Below are 25809 nucleotides of genomic sequence, written 5' to 3' on the forward strand. Positions count from 1 at the left end.
GTTATACCCCCTGGGGGTATCTTCGATCGAGCAGAACCGTATACCCGTGGGGGGTATTCCGGAAGGTGTCGGGGAATCTCTTGAGGACGCGGAGCAAATCGCTGCGATCAGGCGAGTCGGCGCGGCTCAGGGCTGCTGCGCTCTATCGCCAGGCGGCCACTCGTAGCCGCTCGGCAGATTCACGCTCCGGCCGACCTATGCGTGGACCAGGGCCATCAGACCGCGGCTCGGAACTCGATCGCAGCCGGGTCCCCGTTGCCCCGTGGACAGCCGCTCATCAAGCAACACGCCCAGGGGAGCGTGCGACAGCCCGTGCCCGGCGACCCTGCACCCCTTCTCGGACGCTCCGCACGTGTTCGACCTTCGCTCGTTCGGATGACGGAAGACGCACGTCCAGGGCTGGCGGTCTCGACTGGTCCGACCGCACAGGCTGTCGCGCTCACCGTCGGCGTGCACTGGCAGCGGCTTCCACGCTCTCGATGTGTGGCGCCATCAGGGCTTCCTCTACCTGCCGGAAGGGCCGGCACCCAGGCGCCGCTGCCCACTCGCCGGATTCACCCTGTCGGCAGAATGCCGCGACGCGGGAGCCGACTCAATGGGGATGCATCCCTTCGCCACCCAGCGTCGATCTCGCCAGGGGCGCCGATGCCGCCCGCCCAGACCAAGACATCCTCCCACCCCAGAAGGACGGAATGCCGATATGCGTACGACCCGTATCCCGCTCCCACGCCGGCGCACCTTGGCTGCGATGACCGTGGCGGCTGCACTGGCCGCCACCTTGGCCGCCTGCGGCTCGTCCGATTCGGCTTCCCCCTACGGCACCGGCGACAACACGGCTACCCTCACCCCGTCGGAACCAGGGCACGACATGGGTCACGACATGGCCTCCATGTCAGCCGAGGACGGCCTCGCCGCGGAGAAGGACGGCTACCGCATGAAGGCAGCGGCCTCGACTCTCCCAGCCGGCAAAGCCGGGGACTACCGCTTCACGATCACCGGCCCCGACGGCAAGCCAGTGACCGACTACGCCGTCAATCAGACAGAGCGCCTGCACTTCTACACCATCCGCGAAGACCTCAGCGGGTTTCAGCATGTGCACGCCAGGATGGCTCCGGATGGCACCTGGACCGCCCCGCTCGCCTCCCTCGAGCCGGGTAACTGGCGCATGTATGCGTCGTTCATCCCGGGTAGCGGTGCCGGCAAGGGCCAGGACTTCGTCTTGTCCACCACCACGACCGTTCCCGGCGCGGCGTCCACCACCGCCTTGCCCGCGGCGTCCGACACGACCAGTGTGGACGGCTACACCGTCACCTTGACCGGCCGGCCCAAGGCGGGAGTGGCCGCACCGCTCACCGTGAACATCACCAAGGACGGCAAGCCGGTCACCGACCTCCAGCCGTACCTGGACACATACGCACACCTGACCGCTTTCCACGCCGGTGACCAGGCGCTGGCCCACCTCCACCCCGAGACCCCAGCCGCCAAGACCGGCACCGGTGGGCCCACGCTGCCATTTCACGCCGAACTTCCCAAGAGCGGCGACTGGCGGCTGTTCCTGCAGTTCCAGACGGCGGGCACCCTCCACACCGCAGCCCTCACGGTCAACGTCTCATAACCAACACGAACAGGGGCACAAAGCCTGCGGCGTACGGCGCGCGGATGGAGCACCCCTGGCGGCAGGCAACGATGCAGGCCCCCTCGCCGAGCCCCATGTCCGCGGTGAAGGCCACGGGTGTATCGCTCGTTGCAGGCAGACCGGCCCACCCCGGGAAATGATCAGGCTTACGGAGCGGTGGCCGTGAGCAACCAGCCCGTGCTGCGCAGGCGCAGAGCACCGTCGGCCTCGTGGGGCCGCAGCAGTTCGGTCAGGCGGGCACGGGCGACGTCGCCGGCACCGGCGTCCGCCTGGGCGACGAGGTGGCGGCCAGGTCCGGAGTCCAGGAGGAAGCCCACCGCGTCCTCCGCGGCCCTCCCCCACGTCCCGTACGCCGACACATGCGTGGCACCCACTCCGCGAAGGCCCGCTCCGCGCAGAAGGACGGCCGCCGCATCAGGGGCGAAGAGGGAGAACACGCCGGGTCCGCCGGGCTTGCCGAAGCCTTCCATCGGCAGCAGGTCGCCGAGGGAGGCCAGCGCGGTGAGCCACTTGCGTTCGCCACACCGGCGACGCCCACTACGGCACCGGCATCCCCCACGGCGACGACATCCACGAACACGGCGGATTCGCCGTGCACTTCTTCCCGCCCCACCTGGTCGACTCCCTCGCGCAGGGCTGGACACTTAGGGAGGTCCATCCCTTCGAAGAGGGCGACCTGCCCCGCCGACTGTGGCGCGTCACCCAGATCCTGCCGCACTGACCTACCCGGGCAGGTCAATGCCGGCCTGGATCACCGGCCCGCGGCAGCCACGGCGATTACCGCAGCCGCCGTCTCGACCTCTGCCTGCGTGGTCCACCGGCCTAGCGACAGCCGCAGCGCCCCGAGTGCCCGGGCGGCCTCGAGGCCCATGGCGGTCAGGACCGGTGAGGCCGTGTGGGCCCCGCTGTGGCAGGCCGAGCCGGTGGAGGCCGCGATCTCGGGGACCGCGGCGAGCAGTTCGTGGCCGAGAATGCCGTCGATGCTGACGTTGAGCGTGTTGGGCAGGCGCTCCTTCTCGGGCCCGTTGAGGTGGACACGGCCCGGAAGGGCAGCCGTGAGCCGCTGATGGAGGTCGTCGCGCAGGGCCGTGACGCGGGCTGGGGCGCCGGCGGCCAGTTCACCGGCGGCCAGTTCGGCCGCGGCGCCGAGGGCAGCGGCGAGGGCCACGTTCTCCGTTCCCGCGCGCAGGCCATGCTCCTGCCCACCGCCGTAGACGGCCGGCTCCAGCCCCACACCGTCGCGTACGTACAGTGCAGCTGCGCCCTTGGGTGCGTACATCTTGTGCCCGACGATGGTCAGCAGGTCCACCCCCAGGTCCTGGACATCAAGGGGGACCTTGCCCGCAGCCTGAGCTGCGTCGCAATGGAACAGCGCACCCCGCGCGTGGGCGAGGGCGGCGAGCTCGGCTACGGGCTGGAGGGCGCCGGTCTCGTTGTTGGCGGCCATGACCGATACGAGGACCGTGTCGTCGGTGAGCGCCGCCGCCAGGTCGGCCGGTGCCACGAGGCCCGTACGGTCCACGGGCAGCACCGTGATCCGAGCACCGTGGAGCCGCTGGAGGGCACGGCAGGTTTCGAGTACCGCGGGGTGCTCGGTGGCCTGGGTGATTACGTGCGGGTGGGGGCGGCCGGAGGCGAGGACCGCGCCGCGCAGGGCGAGCAGGTCGGCCTCCGAGCCGGAGCCGGGGAAGAAGACCTCCTCGGGCTGGCCGCCGATGAGGGCGGCGACCTGCGCCCGGGCGCTGGCGAGGGCACGTCGGGGTTCGGCTCCGTAGGGATGACTGCTGGAGGGGTTGCCGAAGAAAGTAGTCAGGTGCGGTGCCATCGCCTCCGCGACGCGCGGGTCGACGGGGGTGGTGGCGTTGTAGTCCAGGTAGACCGGCCCTTCGGCGAGGCCTGGATGGGACGGGAGGGTCATTCCTCGGCTCCTGCAGTGACGGGGAGGTCTGCCAGGCGCCATTCGAGCATGCCGTCGCTGAGCCGGACCGCCTTTCGGCCGCGGTCGCCGAGCAGGCGTACGGCGTCGTGCGCCATGACGCAGTACTCGCCCCGGCAGTAGGCCACCACCTCGACCCCGTCGGGGAGTTCACCGATTCGGTCGGCGAGTTCGGCGACGGGGATGGAGATGGCGCCCGGGATGTGGCCGGCGGCGTACTCCTCGGCCGGGCGTACGTCGAGGACGACCACGTCACCGGCTTCGACGCGGGCGAGGAGCTGCTCACGGGTGACCTCGGGGCCGGGCTCGTCACCGAGGTAGGCGGTGCGGGCGGGTTCGACCTTCGCCTGGTGGGCGTGGGCGACCCGGCGCAGGAGGGCGTACAGGGCGGCGACGTCCTCCCCGGCCAGCCGGTAGTGGATGCGCACGCCGTCGCGGCGGGTGGCGACCAGGCCGGCCTGCTTGAGGGTCTGGAGGTGGGCGGAGGCGGTGGTGAGGTTCAGCCCGGAGGCCTTGGCCAGGGCGTCGACGGTGCGCTCGCCCTGGGCGAGGAGATCAATAAGCTCCAGTCTCTTTCCGCTGGCCAGAGCCTTGCCTGTGGCGGCGAAGGCGTCGTAGAGCGCGGCCTTGGCGGGGCTGGTGGCGGCATCCGACATTGCTTCCTCCAAAGATCTATGGATTATTGTAATTGAGCGGGACGGAGTTCGCCGCCGCATGCTCGTCATAGGTGAAAGGGCACGTCATGAGCTTCACAGATGATCACCTGATACCCCTTGTCGACCAGGGGCTGGGCAACAGCGCCTACCTCGTCGACCTCGGGGATGGACGGGCTCTCGCGGTGGACGCGAGCCGGGACCTGCGCACGCTCAATGCGGTCGCCGCCCGGCGCGGACTGCGCGTGGCGTTCGCCGCCGACACCCATCTGCACGCCGACTTCCTCTCCGGCGCCACGCAGCTGGCCCACGACGACGGCGCCCAGGTACTGGCCTCCGCCGCCGGAGACCGGTCCTTCACGCACACCCCTCTCGGTGACGGGGACGAGACGGACCTGGGCGGCCTGACTCTGCGGGCCCTCGCCACCCCGGGCCACACCGACGAGCACCTGTCCTTCCTGCTCCTGGACGGCGTGCGCGAGCTGGGAGTCTTCACCGGCGGCTCGATGATCGTGAACTCGGCCGCCCGAACCGACCTCCTCGGCGCAGGCCGGACCGAGGAGCTGGCCCGCGCCCAGTACCGCTCGCTCCGTCGCCTGGCCGAGCTCCCGGACCACACCGCGGTCTGGCCCACCCACGGGGCCGGCTCCTTCTGCTCCGCCGTACGCGGCGACGAGCGCACCTCCACCATCGGCGCGCAGAAGCAGAACAACCCACTCCTCGCCGCCCCCGACGAGGACGCCTTCGTCCGGCAGCTCGTCGCCGGCCTCGGCTCGTACCCCGACTACTTCGACCGGCTCGCGGAGGCCAACCGGCGCGGGCCCGCCGTCCTGACCGCCGCCCCGCTGCTGCCCGCCTTGGACGCCGGGCAGGTGAAAGCCCTCCTGGCCGACGGCGGCCACGTGGTCGACGTACGCCCGGCCGCCGACTACGCGGCCGGCCACATCCCCGGATCCCTCTCCATCCCGCTGCGCGGCCAGTTCGCCACCTGGCTCGGCTGGCTCCTGCCCGACACCGCCCCGATCGTGGTCGTCGCGGGCGACGACCAGGACGTCGCCGAGATCGTCTGGCAGGCGTACAAGATCGGCTACGAGCGACTGGAGGGGCGCCTCGCCGGGGGCATGGCCGCCTGGGCGGCAGACGACAACCCCCAGTCCACCACTTCGTTCGTCAAGGCCGACCAGGCCGCCGACCGTCCGTACCTCGACGTACGGCAGGACACGGAGTTTGCCGCCGGGCACGTCCGGGGCTCCGTCCACATCGAGCTCGGCGGGCTGGCAGCTGCCGCCCTCGACGCGCCCGAGGGTGCGGTCGTGGCCTGCGGCCACGGCGAGCGGGCGATGACCGCCGCCAGCCTCCTCGAACGCGCCGGCCACACCGACATCGCCGTACTCAACGGTGGCCCCGCCGACTACGCGGCAGCCCACGGACAGCAGCTCGCTCAAGGCGGGACCGCGTGAACGCTCCGACCGCCGCGCCCACCGATGCGGCCGGGCGCCCCGTACGCCTCGGTCTACGGGAGAACTGGCTTCAGTTCACTCTCTTGGTCGTCGTCAACGTCTGCGTCGGTGGCCTCGTCGGCCTGGAACGCACCACCGTCCCGCTGATCGGCACCGGGACCTTCGGCCTCACAAGCGACCTCGCCGTCTTCTCTTTCATCATCGCCTTCGGCACCACCAAGGCGCTGACCAACCTCGCCGCCGGCGCCCTGACCGCCCGCTTCCGCCGCAAGCAGCTCCTGCTCGCCGGGTGGCTGATCGGCATCCCCGTCCCCTTCGCGCTCGCCTGGGCACCGTCCTGGGGCTGGATCGTCGCCGCCAACGTCCTGCTCGGTCTAAACCAGGGCCTGACCTGGTCGATGACCGTCAACATGAAGATCGACCTCGTCGGCCCCGCCCGGCGAGGTCTGGCCACCGGACTCAACGAGGCCGCCGGCTATACCGCTGTCGGGGTCACGGCCCTTCTTACCGGCTACCTCGCCACTTCCTACGGCCTGCGCCCGGTCCCCGAACTCATCGGCGTCGTCTTCGTCGCCGCTGGCCTTGCCCTCTCCCTCGTCGTCCGCGACACAGCCGCCCACGTCGCCCTCGAACTCGCCCATCACTCCAAGCCCCTGCCCACCGGCGAGGCCACCGGCCTGAAGACCACGTTCGCCCGGACGTCCTGGCGCAACCGATCCCTTCGAGGCGCGAGCCAGGCCGGCCTGGTCAACAACCTCAACGACGGCCTCACCTGGGGAGTCTTCCCCCTCCTGTTCACCGACCACGGACTCGGGCTCGCCGCGGTCGGCCTGATCAAGGGCCTCTACCCGATCCTGTGGGGCCTCGGCCAGATTCCTACAGGGCACCTCGCGGACCGCATCGGCCGCAAGCCCCTGATCGTCACCGGCATGCTGGTCCAGTCCGTCGGCTTCGTCCTCGCCCTCGCCCTCCTGGATCGGCCCCTGCTCGCCGGAATCCTCTCCGCCGTCTTCCTCGGCCTGGGCACCGCCATGGTCTACCCGGCGCTGATCGCCTCCGTATCCGACCACTCCCACCCCGCCTGGCGAGCCAACGCCCTCGGCACCTACCGCTTCTGGCGCGACATCGGCTACGCCGCCGGAGCCCTCGTCGCCGGCATCCTCGCCGACGCCTTCGGACTGAACGCCACCGTCATCGCGGCAGCCGTACTCACCGCCGGCTCCGGCCTCCTCGCGGCCCGCTGGATCACGGAACACCCCGCTGACCGCTGACCGGAGCAACGGGCAGCGGCCTGCGGGGGTCTCCCGAGCCGAGCAGCATCAACCCCGCCCCCGATCCGGGCCACGTTCCAGGCCTCGCGCGGCTACCGCCGCCCCTCGCTCTGGCGGACGACTGAAGGTCGCCGCCGCCGTTCACGATGGCGGCGGGTGACCCGAACTTGCCTCGGTCACGGCTGAGGTTCGGGAACCGTTCAGGACCTGCCCACACCGTGGATCACGATTCGTCTTCAGCGCGATGAGCGTGCTCCGGTCCGGGGTGGGCTACGCCTGGGACGAAGGGGTTGTCGTAGCCAAGTTCGATCTTGCCGAAGGCTGCGCCCGGGATCGGCGCCGAGTCGTTGTCGGCGATGATCAGCTGAACCTGGGAGCCGTGGGCCTCGGCGAGTGTTTGAAAGCGCTGGTAGGTCCGATGGCCCCGTGCCTGGTCGTCGAGGTTGGTCCCTGATGCCTTTCTCGGGGAGTCGATGATCAGCATCGACGGCACTCGGACGTCTGGATGCGTGATGCCGAATTCCAGCAGGGAGAGGCTGTACGCAACGTTGATGCAGGTCACGATGCCCCCGCCGTCGGCCTGGAGGCTCTCGAACGAGACATTGTCGACTACGGGCAGGTACGACGACGGGTCAATGGCCGCGGACTGGATCCACGGCGCGGGGCGCAGCTGGGAGATCATCGTGTTGAAGTCCCGGCTGAGGTCGCTCACAAGCGTCTGGCGCGCCGCGAGTTCGGCTGTGCGGGCCTTCCTTTCGGCCGTTGCAGTGGCCCGCTGTGCCTTGATGGCTCGAACGTCGCGTTCGATGGCGTGTGCCCGCGACCAGGAGTCCCGTAGCTGGGTCACGGCGTCGATGGCCGCCCTGAGCGAAGCCGCGCGGGCACTGGCGTCTGCGATGGCGTCGAAGCGGGGCGCCACGAGGTCTCGCGTCTGCGCGTCGAGTTGGCGGCGCAGACTGTGCGCGAGGAAGTCGGTTTGCTGGGCCCTCTGTTGCGCGGCCTCCAGGACACCGCTATCGGATTCGAGTACGGCCTGGGCATCCTGGAGCTGAAGCTCCAGGGTCCTTCGGGTCTGCGCGACCGCAGCGGGATCAACATCCTGGTCGTGCGGGTCGTGCTGCAGGCACACCACGCAGTGGTCTTCGGGAACGGGCCGGGTGCCGAGTCGCTGCATGCAACGAGGGCAGACAACGAAGTCGAAGGGCGACAACTTCTCGATGGCGGTGGTGGAGCGGTCGAGCCGGGACAAGTCGAGCTCGACCTGGGCGACGACCGCTGCCCGTGCTTCCACGAGCTCCTGTGCCGCATGGACTTCTTGGGCTGCCTCGCGAGCACTGTCCACTGCTGCGCGCAGGTCTTGGCGAAGGACGGCGTCGGCTGCGGTGTTCTCCTCCAGTTCGTGGCGCAGGGAGGCCAGCCTGGCATCGGCTCGCTGCAGCATGTCTCGAAGACTGGTGAGCTCGGCTCGCAGTTGGCCCTCGGTGCGGGGGTCCGTCGCACCAAGGAAATTCTTGACGGTCTCGTACTCGTCGGTCTTCTTGCGGAGCTCTTCCTTGAGTTCGCCCAGTTGCCGGCTGAGTTCCAGCACGGTGCTGTCGGTGAGCGCGAACATCAGCTTGAACAGGGCGGTGCGTTTGGTGTTGAACCAGGTGTCGAGGTGTCCCACGACTTCTCGGTCGATGTTGCGGGCTTCCCGGTACACGTAGGCGAAGAGGTCGGTGAACTTCAGGTCCCGCGTCGTGGCTTTACCGTCCCGGCTGGACGGGATGGTCTCGCGGGGGAAGTCCAGGGCCGCCAGAAGGTAGTCCGACAAGGGCGGTAGGTCGCTGTCTGCCTGTACGGCGAAGGTGTTGCGTGTGACCAGGGTCCCCGGGTCCAGAACGTCGACCTGACCGGAGCGGGCGTCGTTCACGGTCCTCTTGAGGATCACGTGCTGCTCTCCGATGACAACCTCGGCCTGGGCCGATAGGACGTGATCGCGGACGGCCGGGGTCAGTACGGCTTTGCCACCCACCACGTGTTTCAGCAGCATCAGGAGGCTGGACTTGCCGGTGCCGCTGGGGCCGCTGACGACGGTGGCTGGCCCGTCGAAGCGGTAGGTCCTTTCGGCGTTGGCGGTGGTGACGGTGAGGGATCGAAATCGAAGGTGGACTGCCATTTCAGATCTCCGTCCGCCAGGGCCTGTCGACCGCGTCCGGCAGACGGTCGTAGATGAGCGTTTTCAGCGTCGTGCCCGACTTGTTGAAGTGCTTCCTGAGGAGAGCGATACGCTTCGCCACCACAGCCCATTCGTCTGTTTCTTCGAGCATTGCCGCAGCGACCGCGCCGGAGGCCGTGATGCGAAACTCGGCCCGGTCAGTCGCGCCATAGGCGATCAGGTCGCGGGCGGCCAGGGATCCCAGGACGGTGTAGTAGCGGTGGTCCCACGGGCCGTACTTGTAGCGGGTCATCCGGCTCTCGACGGACAGGCGCTCAGCGGAGGTGGGTTCGGCTCCGGCGGGCCACGCGATGCCGTCCTCGACCAGGAGTCGCTCGAGCATGGCTGGGTAGCGCAGCAGGAAGTCGAGCTTGGCGAGCTTCGTGAGACCGTCCAGGCCTCTTTTTGGCCCGGTGAAACGGTCGACCAGCAGCAGTACACGGGCCTCGTGGTAGTGCGCCTCCCGCTGTTCCTGCCTACGGGCCCGGTCCCTGAGGCGCGCGGTCGCCACCAGACGGTCCCCGGCGCTTGTCACGACGCCTCCTCCTCAGAGGGGTTGAACACGTCGGAGAAGTAGAAGTCGCAGTCGTCACAGAGTTGGTAGGCCAGACCCCGCAGATGCCGGCCATTGACGGGAAACGGGAGCCCTGCACCAAGTTCGTCTGGTGTCAGGTGCCGCGTCATAAGCTGGTTCATGCGCTGCCCGTAGGGTGCGCCGTCCGGCGCCTCGTCTTCCGCCTGCTCGCGGCAGGCGAAGACCGTGTCCAGAACCTCAAAGCTCGCGTTGGCGAGCTCCGTGGTGTCTCCCGCCAGGCCAGACCGGTGTTGGGACCAGGCGACATACCAAGCTGAGCGAAGGCGTTCGGCGTGGGCGGCCTCGTCCGCCGGAATTCGACCGCGGGCCATTTTCTTGCGCAATTTACCCCCGCCCGGGGCGACAATCGGCAACTGGCCACGGGCGAAGGTAGGCACGACGGAGCGGCTGGAGACGAACGTGTCGAGGACCGTGGCCTTGGTGAGTCGGCGCCTCGCGATGCGCCGCTGGATCTGCACACTGTGCAGGACCCTCGTCGGGTCGGCGATGTAGACAGCAAGCTGCCCACGGTCGCTCTCGTCACGGTTCGACTGCTCGATGCGCTCGATCAATGCGCGGTAGGTGGCCTCGACATCCACGTGGTCCCGCTGCAGGGTAGCGATCGCAGGAATCAGCAGGCTCTGGAGATTGACGTCAGTGATGTGCCGGCGCGACGGAAGTTCATCGTCAATGTGCAGCGCGCCGAAGAAGAGCCTGACGGAGTCGGTGAAGCCGTCCGGTATGGCAATGTCGGCGAGCCTGGAAACCTGCGGGACTTCGGGAATCGTGGCGTAGGGCTGCCTCCACCGGACCTTCAAGAGGTACTGCGCGACGGCAGTGACCATGTCGTCCACCCCAGATGTGATGCGCGGGTCGGGGCCGCACATCGCCTTCAGGGTTGTAGCGCCGCCCCTGCCTGTTGTGAGGCCCGCGTTCGTGGCAAGACGCAGCCGGACGTTGCTCAGGCCATCGCACGCACGCCAGCGATCGAAAAGGTGCGCCAGGCCTCCGTCCTTGCAAAGATCCGCCACGTTCCAGGGGTTGCGCCGCTTTCCACGATGCTTCACGGATACGAGTTCGACCGAACCGTCCGCGTACGAGACGACGAAGTCCTCGTGCCACTCGCAGACCACCGCTTCGACGGAATCCTCCGTGAGCAGCGCCACACAGATCTGGGCCGCGACCTCCGCCTGATAGCGGTAGTTGCCCAGAGTGTCCGCCCCGCTGTCCTCATGAGGGGCAACGAGGAAGATCGGGTGCACGAACCCTTCATCGGACTCTGCATCCTCTGTCACTTCAGCCTCAGCTGTCATCACATACCCCCCACCCCGCCGCTGGAGGCACGACCTCAGGGCCGACGGCGGAAGATCACCACACTTACCACAGCACCCATGCACTCCGTAACCGGCCGATCACATTCGAGGCCCCGGGGGTCGAGCTTGGTTCGGCTCGGCAGACGCCTGTGTACGGGACTTGCCGACTCCGCCTGGTCTTCGCAGCCCACCCCTGACCCACCCGGTCCCGATCGCCCCCAGTCCCTTCCACTACAGCCGAAGCACTCACCTGGCCGACACCTCCCGACCAAGATCCGGACCATCCCCGGACCAGCCCCCGCCGCCAGGCCGCGCCGACCATCGTTTTGCCTGGTCAGCATGAGTGTGGCTGCGGTACCACCAGGAGACCAAGAACCTCCTGGTCAGCTACTCCCCCAAGAAGCTCGGCTACTTCTAGACGAGTGAAGTCCGCGGCCTGGAGAAGACGTTGGCCTCTCCAAGCCAAGGACAGGCGGTCGCACGGTGCGGCATGCTGCCGGACCCCTCCCCCGCCGAGGGGAGCACGGTCTGCGAGCCGGTCAGTCCGGGCGACGGCGGCGGTAGTGCCACAGCGCGCCCGTCGCCACGGAGGCCGCGATCAAGGCGATGCCCGCCACCGGCCATGTGCTGCCGGCGATGCGGACGTCGTAGAGACGGGCGAGCACCACCAGGAGCAGGGGGAGCGCGACGAAGCCCACGGTCCGGGCGGCCGCGGCCGGCATGCCGGGGTCCAGGCGGTAGGTGGTGCCGCGCGGCGGCGGGGCGGTGGTGAGGTAGTACGCCGCGGCGCGGGCCAGCACCTGGCGGGTCCCCCGGCGGTACGACACCGCCATGTAGGGCAGCCACACCAGCGGAGCCACCGTGCCCACCAGGAACGTCACCCCCAGGAGGGCCCAGCGGCCCAGCAGGACGAGACGGTCGTGCGGGCTCGGGCGGCCGGCCGAGCGGCGGGGCGGCATCAGCCCGAGGAGTTTGGCCATGCGCGGGACCAGCGCGGCCGATGTGGAGAAGCGGCGGCGCCGCGGGCCGTCCTCGCGGGGACCGGCCCGGCGGCGGTCGCCGCCCGCGTCGGCGGTCAGGGCCCGCTCCGCGGTGTCCTCGTCCGCGTAGACCCCTTGGATCACCAGGAGTTCGGCGGCCCGTCTCGGCGCCGTCGGATCACGTCCGGCGAGCGCGGCCAGCTCCAGCATCGTGCGGGCCTGGCTGAGCAGCGCCGCGCAGAACGCCGCCGGGACGAAGATCAGGAACGGGCCGCCGACGAAGGCGCCCTCGCCGACCGTCCTGCGGATGCCGCGCTCGACGGTCTCCGCACCGAGCGCGGCGGCGTCGGCGCCGGGCCGCTCGGCGCGCAGCCGGGCCACGCTTCGCGCGGCACGCGGTCCGGCGTGCCGCCGTGCGAAGTCGGCGAGCAGTTCGGGCAGCCGCTCCGGCCGGCGCACGACCGCGCGCAGGAGAGCCTCGGGCGCACCCTCGGGGGTGGCCACCACGTCCTCCGTTCCTCCGGTCGCCCGCTGCGGTCGGTGGGATGCGGGGTCGTTCACGTTCGCCTCCGTCGGGCCGCCGCCCCGGTGTCGGGGCGGCGTCTGCCCGTCCTGCTCCACGCTCCCCCGACCGTCCGCCCCGCGCCTCACCCGCCCCGGGTGGGGTGGTCCGCCTCGCGGCCGGCCCGCCGGGCGTCGCCCGGGGCGGCCGCGAGGACGCCGAGCAGGGCCAGCGCCCCGGCCCTCATCGTGGGGACCGGGGCGGTCGGATCCATGTCGCCGTCCCTCTGTCCGGTGCCGCCGGCGTGGCCCGCAGGCGGCCGGTCAGCCCTCCGCCGTCGGTACGCGGCCGGTCCGCGCGGCGTCGACGAGCGCGTCGTAGTCGCGCAGGTTCTGCTCGGCGTAGGTTTCGGCGAACGCGGTCAGTGCCCGGTCGAAGCTGTCGTTCATGCCGAGGTACGCGGCGATGGCGACGGGGTCGCCGGAGCGGGCGTGGCCCCGGGCCAGGGAAAAGCCGCAGGCCCGGGCGAGCAGGCGCAGGCCCTCGGGACGCATCGTCTCCACGGGGACGCCGCCCTTCCAGTCGAGCAGCTGGCGGACGTAGAAGTCGCGCTCCAGGCCGTCGATGCCGGTGACCCGCATCCAGCCGAGGAAGATGTCGCTGGTGGCCTGCATCAGCCGCTGCCCCGACACGACGCGCCGGCCCTGGCTCTCGTAGGCGGCCGGGGCGGTGTACGGGGCGAGGACGGATTCCTGGGCCTCCTTCGCCTGGAGCAGGAGCGGGTCGTCCTCGTCCCGGCCGGTCAGCAGGATGATCCAGCAGCGCGTGCCGACGCTGCCGACGCCGACCACCTTGCGGGCGATGTCGACCAGGCGGAAGCGCGCGAGCAGTTCGCGGCGTTCGGGGGCGAGGCTCCGGGCGTAGGCCTCGACGAGGGCGCGCACGGCGGTGTCCTGGTCCGTGCGGGCGGAGTCGTCCAGCAGGTCGGACAGGGGCACGATCAGGGGCGGGTCGGGCGCGATGCGCAGCTTCCCGTCGACGCGGTGGGTGAGCTTGGCGAGGGCCTGGAGGTGGTCCTTGGTGCGGGCCTTGGCCAGGGTCCGGTCCGTGCGGCGCAGGATGCGGTCGCCGCCCTGTGCGGCGATCAGGCGGAGGTCCTCGGAGTCGTCCTGGGCGTACCAGACGTCCAGGACGCGCATCTCGGCGAGGCGCCGCATCCGCCGCCGGTACGCCGAGGCGGCCTCGCCCACGAGGGCGGCCCGCTCCTGCGGTGTGAACCCGTTGTCGCGGCCGGCGACGGCGAGGCTCGCGGCGAGCCGTTTGACGTCCCATTCGAAGGGGCCGGGGTGCGTCTCGTCGAAGTCGTTGACGTCGAAGACGAGGGAGCGCTCGGGCGAGGCGAAGAGGCCGAAGTTCATGACGTGGGCGTCCCCGCAGAGCTGTACGGTCAGGCCCGTGTGGGGCGCCCGTCCGAGGTCGGCGGCCATGACGGCGGCGGCACCGCGGTAGAAGCGGAAGGGCGAGGTCAGCATGCGCCCGTGCCGGATGGGAACCAGCTCCGGCACCCGCGTCGCGGCTTGGGCCAGCAGCACCTCCACGGGGTCGGGCCGGTCCTCGTCCGGATCGAACCACGCCTGCCGGGAGCGGGGTACGCGGCCGCGCGCCCGCTTGCCGCGCTCGGCTCGCTCTGCCGGTGTGAGGGCGTCCCCCGGGGGGACCGCGGACGTGGTCACGGTGCTGCCGCCTCCTGCCTGCGTGGGTGGGTCCTGGGCGACCCTGCCCGGTCAGTCGGGCAGACGTCGCATCTCCTCGACGTGCAGCCCCAGGTCCCGGAACCGTCCGAGCAGGCCGTAGAGGTGCGCCTCGTCCGTCACGGTGCCGAAGAAGAGGGTCTGGCGGGCCGCCGGCGACTCGCTGAGTTCCGGAAACGCGTGGGCCACCGGCTCGGAAACGTGGCCGTTGATCCGAAATTCGTAGCGCATGGGCAGCCGTCCTTCCCTCCCGGTCGTCGCATCCCGTAGGGCCCGCCTCGTCCAGGGTGGTCTGCGGCCCGCCGGCGCACTTCACCCGTGGCAGGTGAGGAGGGGCCGCGCGGGTGCCCGCGGTGTCACAGCATGTGCAGTGCGCGGGCGCGTTCCACCGCGTCGCGGCGGCGGGAGACGCACAGCTTGCGGTAGATGCCGCGCAGGTGGGTCTTGACGGTGTTGACCGACAGGTGCAGCTCGGCGGCGACTTCCTCGGTGGACATCATGCGTGCCACCTGCCGGAGGACCTCCCGCTCGCGGCGGCTCAGCTCCTCGACCGCCCGGTGCTCGGCAGGGGCGTGCGGGGTGGCGAGCCACGCGTAGGAGGCGCTGCGCCCGTTGAGGCCGGCGGCCAGGTGCCGGACCCAGGGGCCGGCCTCCGTGAAGGGCCGCCGGAGCCCTTCGGGGCGTGCCGTGTCGAGGGCCTGCACGAGCAGGGTGCGGGCCGTGTCCTCGTGCCCGTCGAGGAGCGCGCGGTGGGCGCGCAGGAGTGCCAGGCGGACCCGGTCGGGCAGGGTCGCCGCATCGGACTCCTCCGCGGTCTCGATCAGCCGCAGGGCCTGTACGGGGTGGTCTGCGGCCGCGCTCACCTGCGCGAGGGCCACGGTGTGCGAGGGCGGGCCGTCCTCCGCCGGAACCCGGTGCAGGGCGGTGGCCGCCGCCTCGACGTCGCCCCGGGCCAGGGCCGCGGTGGCATAGGCCACGGCGAGGCGCGCGGCCGGCCCGGGCGGGGGCGCGGCCGCTTCGCCGAGGTGGCCGTCGACGAGGCCGCGGGCGGCGTCCCAGCGGCCCCGGGCGGTCTCCAGCTGCGCACGGAGCACCGACCGCTCGATCCGGAGGTCGGGGTCGCGGTGGGTGTCCGCGAGCAGTTCGGCGCGGCCCAGCTGCACGGCCGCCGCGGCGAACTGCTCCCGTTCGACGGCCACGGCGGCGAGCGCCAGACCGACCACACCGGAGCGGTGGGAATCGGGGATGCCGTGCTGGTCGGCGATGGCCAGGGAGGCCGCCGCGTGCTCCTCGGCGAGGGTCAGTGCTCCGGCGACGGCGTCGGCCAGGGCCAGCCGTCCCAGGCACCGGTGGCGCAGCAGCACCGTGGCGTCGCCGGAACAGGCCCGGACCGCCTCTTCGAGACCGTCCCGGGCGGACTGCAGGCGGCCGCCGCGCAGCCGGGCGCACGCCTGGCCGTAGAGGCGCAGCGGCTCCATCTCGGGGTGCCGGACGCGCTCCTCGGCCGGTACCCGCGCCAGGAGTGCGGTGATCCGGTCCGCGGCCCCGTCGGCGGGGCCGGGGGCGGACAGCAGATGCAGGAGGGCGGCGGTGAGCCGGTCGGCCGGTGCTGTCTCCGGGCCGGCGCCGTCCGGTCCCTCCTCGGCGCGGGCGAGCCGGGAGCGGCAGCCCTCGGCGTCCTGGCGGGCCATGCAGCAGGCTGCGGCGACGAGGGCCGGCCGGGCACCGGGGGTGTCGGCGGGCATGCGGGAGAAGGTGTCGGCGGACGGGGAGGAGGCGGAGCCGGCGAGGATGGGGCCGACCAGCAGGTGCCGTACGGTCTGGGCCGCGGCGAAGCTCCAGTCGCCGCCCGCGGCGGCCTCGTCCACCGCCTCGGCGCCGCGGTCCTGTTCGGCGTACCAGCGGGCGGCCCGGCGGTGCAGCAGGGGTTCCAGCTCGGGCTGCCTGCTGCGCAGGTGGGCGCGCAGGACCTCGGCGAACAGCGGGTGGAAGCGGTACCACCGGGTGCCCGGGAGCGGTTCCACGAACGCGTGGCGGCGGGCCAGGTCCTGCAGGATGCGGCCGGAGTCGGTCCGCCCGGTCAGGGCCGCGGCGAGGCCGGGGTGGACGCGGTTCAGGATGCCCGTGCGCAGCAGCAGTTCGCGGGCCGGCTCGGGCTGGACGGCGAGGACTTCGGTGAGGAGGTAGTCGGACACCGCCTGCTCGGACGCGGTGAAGGAACGGGCGAAGGCGGCCGGGTCCCCGGAGCGCGCCATGGCGAGGGCGCACAGGCGCAGGCCCGCGGCCCAGCCCTCGGTGCGGTCCAGGAGGAGGTCCACGACGTGGTCCTCGGGGGCGGGCCCCGGTCCCCGCAGCAGTTGGACCGCCTCGCGCCGGGTGAAGGCCAGGTCGTGCTCCCGGATCTCGTGGAGGCGGCCTTCGGCCCGGTAGCGGTGCATCGGCAGCGGCGGGTCCTCCCTGCTGATGAGGACCAGCCGCAGGGCCGGGCCGGCGCGCTCCGAGACGAACCGCAAGCCGCCGTGCACGGCCGTGCCCCGGGCCTTCTCGAGGCCGTCGACGACCATCACGAGCGGGCCGGGCGCGCCTTCGAGCGCGGAGGCGAGGCGGATCAGGAGCGAACGGTCGACGTCGTCCGCGCAGACGGGTGTGCCGAGGGCGTCCCGCGCCAGTTCCCCGGAACGCCGGAGCCCCTCGACGACGTAGGCCCAGAAGACGCCCGGGGTGTCGCCCTCGTCGAGCGTCAGCCAGACCACCGGGCCGGGCGCGGACGCGGACCGGGCCCACGAGGCGGCCAGGACGGTCTTCCCGACGCCGGGCGCTCCGGTGATCACCGTCAGCGGTCCCCCGGTCCCCAGGGTGAGCCGGTTCAGCAGCCGCTGGCGGCGCACCAAACCGGGGACCTGGCAGGGGACGGCGAGTTTGGCGGCGAGCAAGGGGTCGCCGGCCGGCGGGACGGTCATGAGGTCTACCCCCGGTGGAGCGGCTCGGCACCGGCGGGGCCACATCTCCCGGCCCTCGTGTTCGTGTCCGCTCCCCGCCGCCGGAGCCGCTGCCGGGCGGTGACGGGGCCCCGAGCACTGCCCTCCCATGGTCACGTCCCGCCGTCTTGATCGCACACCGCGCACATCGCCCGGCCCGGGCGATGCGGACCGGCCGGGTCCCGGTCGCCAATGGACGGGTGGCGGGGGACGTGGGACGGGGGACGGTGTCGCGCGAGTGGAGGTGGGCTGCGTGAGCATGCGTGCCAAGGCCCGGGTGGCGCTGCTGGCGGGCGTGGCGGCGCTGGTCGTCATGCTGGTCTTCGCCGGACTGCGGGGCATCGTCCTGGTGGCGGTGGGACTGGCCGGGGTGGCCGTCACCGCGGCGGCCCTGTGGCTGTTCCTGGCGCACCGGGGGCCGGTCCGCTGGTTCGCCCTGGCCCTGGCCGTGGCAGCGCCCGTCGCCGTGACCGTGTCGTACGTACGCGCGGAGCTCCTGGGGGTCGTGCTGTGCTCGGTGGCCCTGTGGGCGCTGGCCGTGGGGACCGGGCGGTCGGCCCTGGCCGACGAGGGGCGGTCCCGCATGCCGGGGCGTCCGGCGCCGGCGCCACGCCACCCGTTCCTGATCATGAACCCGAGGTCCGGGGGAGGGAAGGTCGCCGCCTTCCGCCTCCGGGAGAAGGCCGAGGCACTGGGTGCGGAGGTGGTCCTGCTCGACCCCGACCGCCACGAGGGCGTCGCGGAGCTCGCGCGCCGCGCCGTGGACGGCGGCGCCGATCTCCTCGGGGTCGCGGGGGGCGACGGCACGCAGGCCCTGGTCGCCGATGTCGCCGCGGAGCGCGGGGTGCCGTTCCTGGTCATCAGCGCCGGCACCCGCAACCACTTCGCCATGGACCTCGGGCTGGACCGGCGCGACCCGTCGGCCTGTCTGGACGCGCTCACCGACGGCATCGAACTGCTGGTGGACCTGGGCCGGCTCGGGGACCGCGCGTTCGTCAACAACGCCTCCTTCGGCACCTACGCCGAGGTGGTGCAGAGCCCGGCGTACCGCGACGACAAGATCCGTACGACGCTGAGCCTGCTGCCGGACCTGCTGGCGCGCCACACCGGCCCCCGGCTGACGGTCCGCGCCGGAGGCACCACCGTGGAGGACCCGCAGGCGGTGCTGGTCAGCAACAACCCCTACGGAACGGGTGACACGGCGGGCCTGGGCCGGCGCAGCCGGCTCGACGCGGGCGTCCTCGGGGTCCTCGGGGTGAAGGTGGACAACGCCGCCCAAGCCGCGGGCATCCTGCGCGGCCGGTACTCCGCGGGACTGACCGCGGTGACCGCCCGCGAGGTACTGGTGGACTCGGACGCGCCGTTCGTGCGCGTCGGGATCGACGGCGAGCCGCTCGTGGTACCGGCCCCGGTGCGCTGCCGTGTCGAGCCCGGCGCGCTGCGCGTCGTCGTACCGAGGGACCGGCCGGGCAACCCCGCGGGCGTCCCGATGGACTGGGCCGGGGTGCGCAGACTGGCCCTGACGATGGGCCGGGCGGCGGGCGGCCGCCGGCCGGGCCCGCCCGCCGGGCCCGCGGGCGGCCCCGGTGCGACGGCGCGGGAGGAGCCCGGTGCGGCCGGGGCCCGCAAGCGGCACTGGCACTGGCGGCGCTCTCCGGACCGGGCGCCGGTCGACTACACGGGCGCCGTCTACGGGTCGCTGCTGGCCGCCTCCGTGATCGTCGGGGCGGGCACCCTCGGGCACTACCCCCGGGTGGAGTTGAGCGTGCTGCTGCTGTTGACCGGCTTCGTGTTCTGGGGCGCCCACGTCTACGCCCACCTCTTCGGCCTCTCGCTGACCGAGGGGCACCTGACCTGGCGCGAGTTCCGGGCGGTGTGCCGGGACGAGCGGTCGATCGTCGAGGCCGCGGTGCCTCCGGCCGCCGCCGTGGCGATCAGTCCCCTGCTCGGGCTGGACCTCGGGGGGACGGTGTGGCTGGCGTTCGCCGTCGCCCTGTGCGGCCAGATCGGCTGGGCGGTCGCCGGAGCCGTGCGCGCGGGGGCGCCCCGCCGCCTGGTCGCCGCGTCCGCCGCGGTCAACCTGGTACTCGGCGCGGTGATCGTGGCCGCCAAGACGGCCCTGTCCCACTGAGGCCTCCGCAGCGGTGGCGCCCCGCCCGGGCGCCCCGGTGCGTCCGGAGGCTGAAGTATCCTTCCCGCCACCGCACGCCGACCAGGAAGACCGAGAGAAGTGACTGGCTCGACCGCATTCCCGCTGCCTTTCCGATCGTCCCGCTCCATATCGTTCGCGCCGCCCCGGACGCTGCGGGAACTCCAGATGACGGAGTGCAGTGCGCACATCCGGGCGAAGGCGGGGTGGTTCGAGAAGATGAACGACGCCGGCATCGTCGCCAGGTGGACGCGGGAGGCGCTCGCCCAGGGCCTCACCGAGGCGCAGATCCGCTACGTGCTCGACGAACTCGCGTACTACGCCGCGCTGCGGGACCCGGAGACCGGCGTCGAGGTGTCCGCCGTCGACGGGGTGTGGCAGTCCGACGCGCTCGTCGACGACGCGCTCCGGGACCGGCTCCGCGAGGCGGTCCGGGTGCTGGAGGAGATCCCCGAGGCGGAGCGGGACTGGCATCCCGGATCCGGCGGCCAGGTCCTGGACCTGGTGCATCCCTCGCTGTTCTGCCTGGTGCGGGAGGCGAGCGGCGGGCCCGAGGAGGCGTGGCGGAACCCGGCTGCGAAGGACTACGCGAAGTACGAGTTCTCGGAGAAGTTCCAGTGGCTGCCCACGGACGTCGACGTCAGTGCCGGCGGCGACGTCTCGTTCCGTTCGTACGTGAACAACGTCCACCCCGAGAAGCACCGCGAACTGCTCTCCGTCCTGCCGGAGTTGTTCGCGCGCATGCTCCCGCTCCTGGAGAACGTGCTCACCGATCTGCGCCATCCGAGGCCCCTGCGGATCGAGGCGGACCCCCGCGGGTGGTACGGCTCGGCGCCGGCGTACCCGAACCGGGCCGCCCACGCCGATGACGAGGCCTTCGCGGAGGCCCGTCGGGAGTGGTTCCGGGCACACGACGAGTGGTACGAGAACCGCACCCTGGCCGTCCCGGACGCCCCGGCGTTCACCGCGCCGGAGGTGCCCGACGCGTCCGCCCGGGCAGGCCTGCGCGGCCGGGGCCTCCAGGTCATCGTCAAGCTCGCCACCATCCACCTCACCCCGGACGACCCCGCGTACGCCGGCGGCTCCTGGCACGTCGAGGGGATGCTGAACGAGCGGATCGTCTCGACCGGCATCTACTACTGGGACAGCGAGAACATCACCGAGAGCCGGCTGGCCTTCCGGGCGGCTCTCGACGATCCGGACTACGAACAGAACGACGACGACGGTGTGCGCGAGGTCTACGGCCTGGAGAACGAGGAGGCGCTGAGCCAGGTACTGGGATCGGCGGCGACCCCGGCCGGCCGCTGCCTGGCGTTCCCGAACGTCCTCCAGCACCGCGTCGGCCCGTTCCGCCTCGCGGACGCCACCCGCCCGGGTCACCGCAAGATCCTCGCGTTCTTCCTCGTCGACCCCTCCGAGAGGATCGTCTCGACGTCCGACGTGCCGCCGCAGCAGCCGTGGGCCGCCACCTCGACCATGACGCTCGAACAGGCGAAGGAGTACCGCGAGCAGCTCATGCGGGAGCGCAAGTTCTTCGTGGACGAGCACAACGAGCAGCTCTACGAACGGGAGTTCTCCCTCTGCGAGCACTGACCCCCGCCCGTCCCGGCCCGGGCCTCCGGGCGGCCGCACGGCACCGCGTCGTGCGCCGGACCCGGACCCGGAACCGGACCCGGAGCCGCGCCGGCGGCCGGTCGGGCCTCAGCCCGGCAGGACGTCCTCCAGCCGCGCCAGCTCCTCCGGACCCAGCGTCAGCTCGGCGGCGGCGGCCGAGTCGGTGATGGAGGCCGGGCGGCTGGCTCCCGGTACCGGGATGAGCGCCGGGGAGCGGGAGAGCAGCCAGGCCAGCGCGACCCGCTGCGGGCTGACGCCGTGGCCGGCGGCGACGCGGTGGAAGGCGGTGCCGGCCGAGGTGGGGCCGGCGGGGCCGTCGAGGGAGCTGCGCGAGATGCCGCCGAGCGGGCTCCAGGCCAGGAACGCCAGGCCCAGCCGGGTGCTCAGCCGCAGCTCGGGTTCGCTGTCGCGGACGGCGGGCGAGTACTGGTTCTGCACGCAGACCAGCCCGTCGCCGAGGATCGCGTGCGCCTCGGTGATCTGGGCGGTGCTGACGTTGGAGATGCCGGCGCTGCGGATCGTGCCGGCGTCGAGCAGCTCCCGCAGCGCGCCGACGGACTCCGCCCAGGGCACGGCCGGGTCCGGCTTGTGCAGCTGGTACAGGCCGATGGCGTCGACGCCGAGGCGTCCGGCGGAGGCCTCGGCGGCCCGCTTGAGGTGTGCCGGGGTCGCGGTGACGGTCCAGCTGCCGTCACCGGGGCGGCCGCGGCCGCCCTTCGTGGCCACCAGGACGTCCGAGGTGTCACCGCCGTAGCGGGCCAGGGCGCGGGCGATCAGCCGCTCGTTGTGGCCCGCCTCGCCGGCGTGCCAGTGGTAGCTGTCGGCGGTGTCGATGAGCGTGACACCGGCGTCGAGGGCAGCGTGGACGGTGGCGATGGCCCGCGTCTCGTCCGGGCGGTGCTCGATGGACAGCGGCATGGCACCGAGTCCGACGGCGCTGACGGCGGTGCGGGCGATGGTGCGGTGGCGCACGGTGACTCCGGTTCTTCAGGCGGTGGGTGACGGATGGGCGGTCAGGGCTTCGGCGACCGCGCCGGGCAGCCAGTCGGCGGTGCGGGAGAAGGCGAAACCCAGCTGCTTCGCGCGGGTGTTGCCCATGGCGTAGTGGCGGTCGAAGGAGAAGGGCGAAGCCTCCTCCCCCGCGCGGACGGTCCGGTAGACGGCCTCCCGGCCCGCCTGCGCGGCGACCGCCGAGCCGAGGCCGTACACGTCGAGCGGACCGTCGGAGCAGGCGTTGACCGGTCCGGTGAACCCGGCCGTGGCCGCCCACCCCAGCAGCTCCGCCAGCTCCTCGTGGTGGATGAAGACCGTGGGCAGCGCCCGGGCGTGCACCGCGACCGCCTCGCCCCGGGCGATGCGCCCGGTGTAGTGCGCCAGCCGCCCGGTGAACTCCCGCGCGCCGCCCCCGAGCACATGGGCGCTGCGCACGGCGGCGGACCGGAAGCCGTCCGCGCGGGCGAGGACGGCCTCCGCCTGGCGCTTGCCCTCGGCGTAGTGCGCCTCCAGGTAGGCCCCGTCGTGCCAGGGGAGGTCCAGGGCCACCCGCCAGCCGGCCGGGTCCACCGTCTCCTCCGGCACCGGGGTCCCCGGGGGCACGGCCGGCAGGGCGGCGGTCGCCGGGTCGTAGACCTCGATCGTGGAGGTCATGACGTAGCGCCGGGTCCGGCCGGCGAAGACCCGGGCGGCGACGGCCGCCTGTACCGGGGTGTAGCAGACCTGGTCCACCACGGCGTCGAAGGTCCGGGCACCGAGCGCGGCCGTCAGGGCGGCCTCGTCGTCGCGGTCGACGACGAGGTGCTCCACTCCGGCGGGCGGCGGGGCGGAGCCCCGGTTGATCACGGTGACCCGGTGGCCCTCCGCCCGCAGCCGTCCCACCAGGAGCCTTCCGAAGTACCGGCTTCCGCCGATGACGCAGATCCTTTGCATGACCCCATCCTTGAGTCCTATCGTCACCAGCGGAACTGCCGACGTACTGATGACGTGTTAAGGAAAACTGTTGATCGATGTGCAGCGGCTCCGCGTCCTGCGGGCGGTGGCGGAACACGGCAGCTTCAACCGGGCGGCCACGGCCCTGCGCCTGACTCCCTCGGCCGTCTCCCAGCACGTGGCCGCACTCGAACGCAGCCTCGGTGCCCGGGTCGTCGCCCGCAGCACCCGCGGGGTGACCCTGACCCCGGCCGGCCGCGTCATGGTCGGCGCCGCCGAATCCGTCGCGGCGGAGCTCGAACACGCACGGCAGCAGGTCGAGCGGCTGAGCACCGGCGTCACCCCGCTCACCGTCGCCACCTTCACCAGCGGCGGCAGGCTCCTGCTGCCCGCCGCCCTCGCCCGGCTCACGGCGGCCGGCCCCCGCACCACGCTGCACCTCAGGGAGGGGGAACCCGAGGACACCCTGCCGCTCGTCCGCCAGGGCGCCGTCGACCTCGCGCTCGCCTACCACTTCGACGGCCCGCTGCCCGTGGGACCGGGCAACGGGGCCGGGGCCGGCTCCGGCTCCGGCTCCGGCCTGGAGTGGACACCGCTCCTGGAGGACCCCCTGCACGTCGTCCTGCCGCAGGGGCACCGCCTCGCCGGCCGCGACGCGCTGGACCTCACCGACCTGGCGGACGAACCCTGGGTGCTCGGCTGCCTGAAGACCGAGGCCTACCTGCGCCGCTACGCGGAGCGCGCGGGCTTCGCCCCCGAGGTGCGCGGGACCACGACCGACTACTTCTTCGCCCGCTCGCTGGTCGCCGCGGGCGTCGGCATCTCCCTGGTCCCCTCCATCGCGCTGGAACCGGAGATCCCGGGGCTGTGCACCGTCCCGGTCAGGCCGCCGGGCCCGGTCCGGCACATCGGCGTCGCCACGCTCCGCCGCGGCGGCCGGCCCCACGTCACGGCGCTCGTCCACGCCCTCCGCGAGGAGGCGGCCCGGCACGGCGCGCGGTGACCGGGCGGGGCTCCCCGGCCCGGGCCGCGTGCGGCGCCGCCCCCTCGCTAAGGTGATCGTTGCGGGAGCGGTCGGCGGGAGGTCGTGCGTGCGGGAAATCGGGCCTCGGGCGATACGGGTCCCCGTCGGGGACGGTGCCGAGCGGTGGACGAGCAGGCGGGCCGACCGGCGCGTGCTGCTGGTGGTCCACAACGTGACCTCGGCAGGGCGCCTGCGGGACGTACTGCCCCTGTTCCACGACGACTTCCGCGTGCAGCTGCTCGTGACGTCCACCGGCTCGTCCGCCTTCCAGGACGGGATCGCGGAACTGTTCGCCGGTCTGGGGCTGCCGGTGCTGCCCTGGGAACAGGCGCTGTCGACGCCCGTGGACCTGGCGGTCTCGGCCAGCTTCGGCGGTCAACTGGACGAGATCCAGGGGAAGTTGACCATCCTGTCACACGGGGTCGGGTACACTAAGAAGCTCTCCGCAGCCGGGAGCCGGGAGCCGGGAGCCGGGAGCCGGGAGCCGGGAGCCGGGAGCCGGGAGCCGGGAGCCGGGAGCCGGGAGCCGACGTTCGGCCTGTCCCCGGACTGGCTGCTGGCGGACGGCCGCCCCTTCGCCGACGGGCTGGTGCTCTCCCACCCGGAACAGCTCGTACGGCTCCGCGAGGCGTGCCCGGAAGCCGAACGGACCGCCGTCCTGGCGGGAGACCCCTGCTTCGACCGGATGCTGGCCGCCCGCCCCTACCGCGAACGCTTCCGGCGCGCCCTGGGCGTCCGCCGGCACCAGCGGCTGGTCGTGGTGAACTCCACCTGGAACCCCGAGGGGTTCTTCGGCGACGGCGGCGGTGACGACCTCCTCCCCGCGCTGCTGCCGCGCTTCGCGGCCGAACTGCCCGCCGACGACTACCGGTCGGCCGCCGTGCTCCACCCGAACATCTGGTACGGGCACGGCCCCGGGCAGATCCGGGCCTGGCTGGACCGGGCCCGCCGCGGCGGGCTGACCCTGGTCGACCCGGTCCGCTCCTGGCGCCAGGCGCTCCTCGCGGCGGACGCGGTCGTCGGTGACTTCGGGGCCGTCACCTACTACGCCGCCGCCCTCGGCATCCCCGTGCTCCTCGCCGCCGACGGACACGACCGGCTCGATCCGGAGGCCCCGCTGGCCGGATTCGCCGCCCGCGCACCCCGTCTGGACGTACGCCTGCCCCTGCGGGAGCAGTTGGACGCGCTGGTGGCGGGACACCGCCCGGACCCCGGTCCGGCCCGGTTCGTCACCTCCGCGCCCGGCGCCTCCGCGCGGCTGCTGCGCCGCCACTTCTACGCCCTGCTCGGCCTGCCCGAACCGGGCGTCCCCGCACTGCTGGAACCGCTGGCACTGCCGCCGTACGAACCCCCGCGGCTCACCGGCCCGCTCCGGGTGCGGACGCTGGTCGAGGGGGCGGAGGTCTTCGTCGAGCGGGCCGCGGAGGTGCCCCACGGGGCGGACGGCGACGTCCATCTCGCCGTCCACGAGGACACCCGGGACCCGGGCACGCTGGACCTCGCCGACGTGATCACCCGGGACGGGGACGCCGGCGATCCTCGGCTCGGCGGTGCCGGCGCGTGGGCCGCCGAGGTGCTGGGGCGTCACATCCGCTGCGCGGCGGCCGCGTTCACGGCCGGACCGGACCTGTGCCTCGTACGGACCCGGGCGCACGGGGCGTTCCGGCTCACGGCGGGCCCCGGGGCGGACGCCGACCCGGCGGCGTACGCGTCGGCGCTGTACGCCTGGCTGGCGTCCGGCGCCACGGCCCCCGATCCCGGGGTCCCCGTGGTGCTCGGGGTGCGCACGGGGCGTGCCCGGCACGCGGTGCGCGTCGAGCGGGAGCCCTAGGGCCTGTCGTCAAA

The 25809-nt window shown here is 72.5% G+C and carries 20 protein-coding genes; 7 read left to right on the plus strand and 13 right to left on the minus strand.

Features of this window, described 5'->3' with window-relative positions; translation table 11 throughout:
* Positions 1-748: 748 nt before the first annotated feature.
* Positions 749-1615 carry a hypothetical protein gene (locus AC069X_RS17405; RefSeq protein ID WP_478729435.1) on the plus strand — a complete coding sequence of 289 codons (867 nt, stop codon included), beginning with the start codon at positions 749-751 and terminating at the stop codon, positions 1613-1615.
* A 167-nt stretch (positions 1616-1782) separates the two neighbouring features.
* Here the strand turns inward: AC069X_RS17405 and AC069X_RS17410 are convergent, their stop codons facing one another.
* The 3 genes from AC069X_RS17410 to AC069X_RS17420 form a co-directional block, all read right to left on the minus strand.
* Positions 1783-2010 carry a hypothetical protein gene (locus tag AC069X_RS17410; protein ID WP_478729436.1) on the minus strand — a complete coding sequence of 76 codons (228 nt, stop codon included), beginning with the start codon at positions 2008-2010 and terminating at the stop codon, positions 1783-1785.
* 377 nt (positions 2011-2387) lie between these two features.
* The gene (locus tag AC069X_RS17415) at positions 2388-3554 is read right to left on the minus strand and encodes a cysteine desulfurase family protein (protein ID WP_478729437.1); all 1167 of its coding nucleotides are present in this window, start codon (positions 3552-3554) and stop codon (positions 2388-2390) included.
* A complete protein-coding gene (locus tag AC069X_RS17420; protein ID WP_478729438.1) occupies positions 3551-4228 on the minus strand; it encodes an ArsR/SmtB family transcription factor in 678 nt (225 codons plus the stop codon). The genes AC069X_RS17415 and AC069X_RS17420 overlap by 4 nt, the downstream gene beginning before the upstream one ends.
* A gap of 86 nt (positions 4229-4314) precedes the next feature.
* Here AC069X_RS17420 and AC069X_RS17425 point away from each other — a divergent pair, with 86 nt between their 5' ends.
* Positions 4315-5685 carry an MBL fold metallo-hydrolase gene (locus AC069X_RS17425; RefSeq protein WP_478729439.1) on the plus strand — a complete coding sequence of 457 codons (1371 nt, stop codon included), beginning with the start codon at positions 4315-4317 and terminating at the stop codon, positions 5683-5685.
* Entirely contained in the window at positions 5682-6956 is a 1275-nt protein-coding gene (locus tag AC069X_RS17430; protein WP_478729440.1) for an MFS transporter, read from the plus strand. The genes AC069X_RS17425 and AC069X_RS17430 overlap by 4 nt, the downstream gene beginning before the upstream one ends.
* Positions 6957-7179: 223 nt before the next feature.
* Here AC069X_RS17430 and AC069X_RS17435 read toward each other — a convergent pair whose 3' ends face one another.
* The 8 genes from AC069X_RS17435 to AC069X_RS17470 form a co-directional block, all read right to left on the minus strand.
* Positions 7180-9114: a hypothetical protein gene (locus AC069X_RS17435; RefSeq protein ID WP_478729441.1), complete on the minus strand. Its 1935-nt coding sequence runs from the start codon at positions 9112-9114 to the stop codon at positions 7180-7182.
* Between the two features lies 1 nt (position 9115).
* Positions 9116-9688 carry a hypothetical protein gene (locus AC069X_RS17440; RefSeq protein ID WP_478729442.1) on the minus strand — a complete coding sequence of 191 codons (573 nt, stop codon included), beginning with the start codon at positions 9686-9688 and terminating at the stop codon, positions 9116-9118.
* Positions 9685-11040: a dsDNA nuclease domain-containing protein gene (locus AC069X_RS17445; protein ID WP_478729443.1), complete on the minus strand. Its 1356-nt coding sequence runs from the start codon at positions 11038-11040 to the stop codon at positions 9685-9687. Before AC069X_RS17445 ends, AC069X_RS17440 begins: the two co-directional genes overlap by 4 nt.
* Before the next feature lie 539 nt (positions 11041-11579).
* Positions 11580-12581, minus strand: coding sequence for a hypothetical protein (locus AC069X_RS17450; protein ID WP_478729444.1), 1002 nt, complete (start codon positions 12579-12581; stop codon positions 11580-11582).
* An 86-nt stretch (positions 12582-12667) separates the two neighbouring features.
* Entirely contained in the window at positions 12668-12796 is a 129-nt protein-coding gene (locus tag AC069X_RS17455; protein WP_478729445.1) for a hypothetical protein, read from the minus strand.
* Positions 12797-12845: 49 nt separating this feature from the next.
* Positions 12846-14255 carry a DUF2252 domain-containing protein gene (locus AC069X_RS17460; protein WP_478729446.1) on the minus strand — a complete coding sequence of 470 codons (1410 nt, stop codon included), beginning with the start codon at positions 14253-14255 and terminating at the stop codon, positions 12846-12848.
* A gap of 51 nt (positions 14256-14306) precedes the next feature.
* Complete coding sequence (locus AC069X_RS17465) at positions 14307-14504, minus strand: hypothetical protein (RefSeq protein ID WP_478729447.1); 198 nt, start codon at positions 14502-14504, stop codon at positions 14307-14309.
* Between the two features lie 125 nt (positions 14505-14629).
* Positions 14630-17233, minus strand: a complete 2604-nt coding sequence (locus tag AC069X_RS17470; RefSeq protein WP_478729448.1) for a winged helix-turn-helix domain-containing protein — start codon at positions 17231-17233, stop codon at positions 14630-14632.
* Positions 17234-17510: 277 nt separating this feature from the next.
* Between AC069X_RS17470 and AC069X_RS17475 the strand changes: the two genes are divergently transcribed.
* Together AC069X_RS17475 and AC069X_RS17480 are read left to right on the plus strand one after the other, a co-directional pair.
* Positions 17511-19382 carry a diacylglycerol/lipid kinase family protein gene (locus AC069X_RS17475; protein WP_478729499.1) on the plus strand — a complete coding sequence of 624 codons (1872 nt, stop codon included), beginning with the start codon at positions 17511-17513 and terminating at the stop codon, positions 19380-19382.
* Positions 19383-19481: 99 nt separating this feature from the next.
* The gene (locus AC069X_RS17480) at positions 19482-20993 is read left to right on the plus strand and encodes a DUF4246 domain-containing protein (RefSeq protein WP_478729449.1); all 1512 of its coding nucleotides are present in this window, start codon (positions 19482-19484) and stop codon (positions 20991-20993) included.
* A gap of 108 nt (positions 20994-21101) precedes the next feature.
* Here the strand turns inward: AC069X_RS17480 and AC069X_RS17485 are convergent, their stop codons facing one another.
* Positions 21102-21986, minus strand: a complete 885-nt coding sequence (locus AC069X_RS17485) for an aldo/keto reductase (RefSeq protein ID WP_478729450.1) — start codon at positions 21984-21986, stop codon at positions 21102-21104.
* Positions 21987-22001: 15 nt separating this feature from the next.
* A complete protein-coding gene (locus AC069X_RS17490; protein ID WP_478729451.1) occupies positions 22002-22940 on the minus strand; it encodes an NAD-dependent epimerase/dehydratase family protein in 939 nt (312 codons plus the stop codon).
* 70 nt (positions 22941-23010) lie between these two features.
* On the opposite strand from AC069X_RS17490, the gene AC069X_RS17495 reads away from it, so the two are divergent.
* The gene (locus AC069X_RS17495) at positions 23011-23943 is read left to right on the plus strand and encodes a LysR family transcriptional regulator (RefSeq protein WP_478729452.1); all 933 of its coding nucleotides are present in this window, start codon (positions 23011-23013) and stop codon (positions 23941-23943) included.
* A gap of 88 nt (positions 23944-24031) precedes the next feature.
* Complete coding sequence (locus AC069X_RS17500) at positions 24032-25795, plus strand: hypothetical protein (RefSeq protein ID WP_478729453.1); 1764 nt, start codon at positions 24032-24034, stop codon at positions 25793-25795.
* Positions 25796-25809 lie beyond the last annotated feature (14 nt).

The sequence above is a fragment of the Streptomyces sp. NPDC043896 genome, assembly GCF_056435605.1.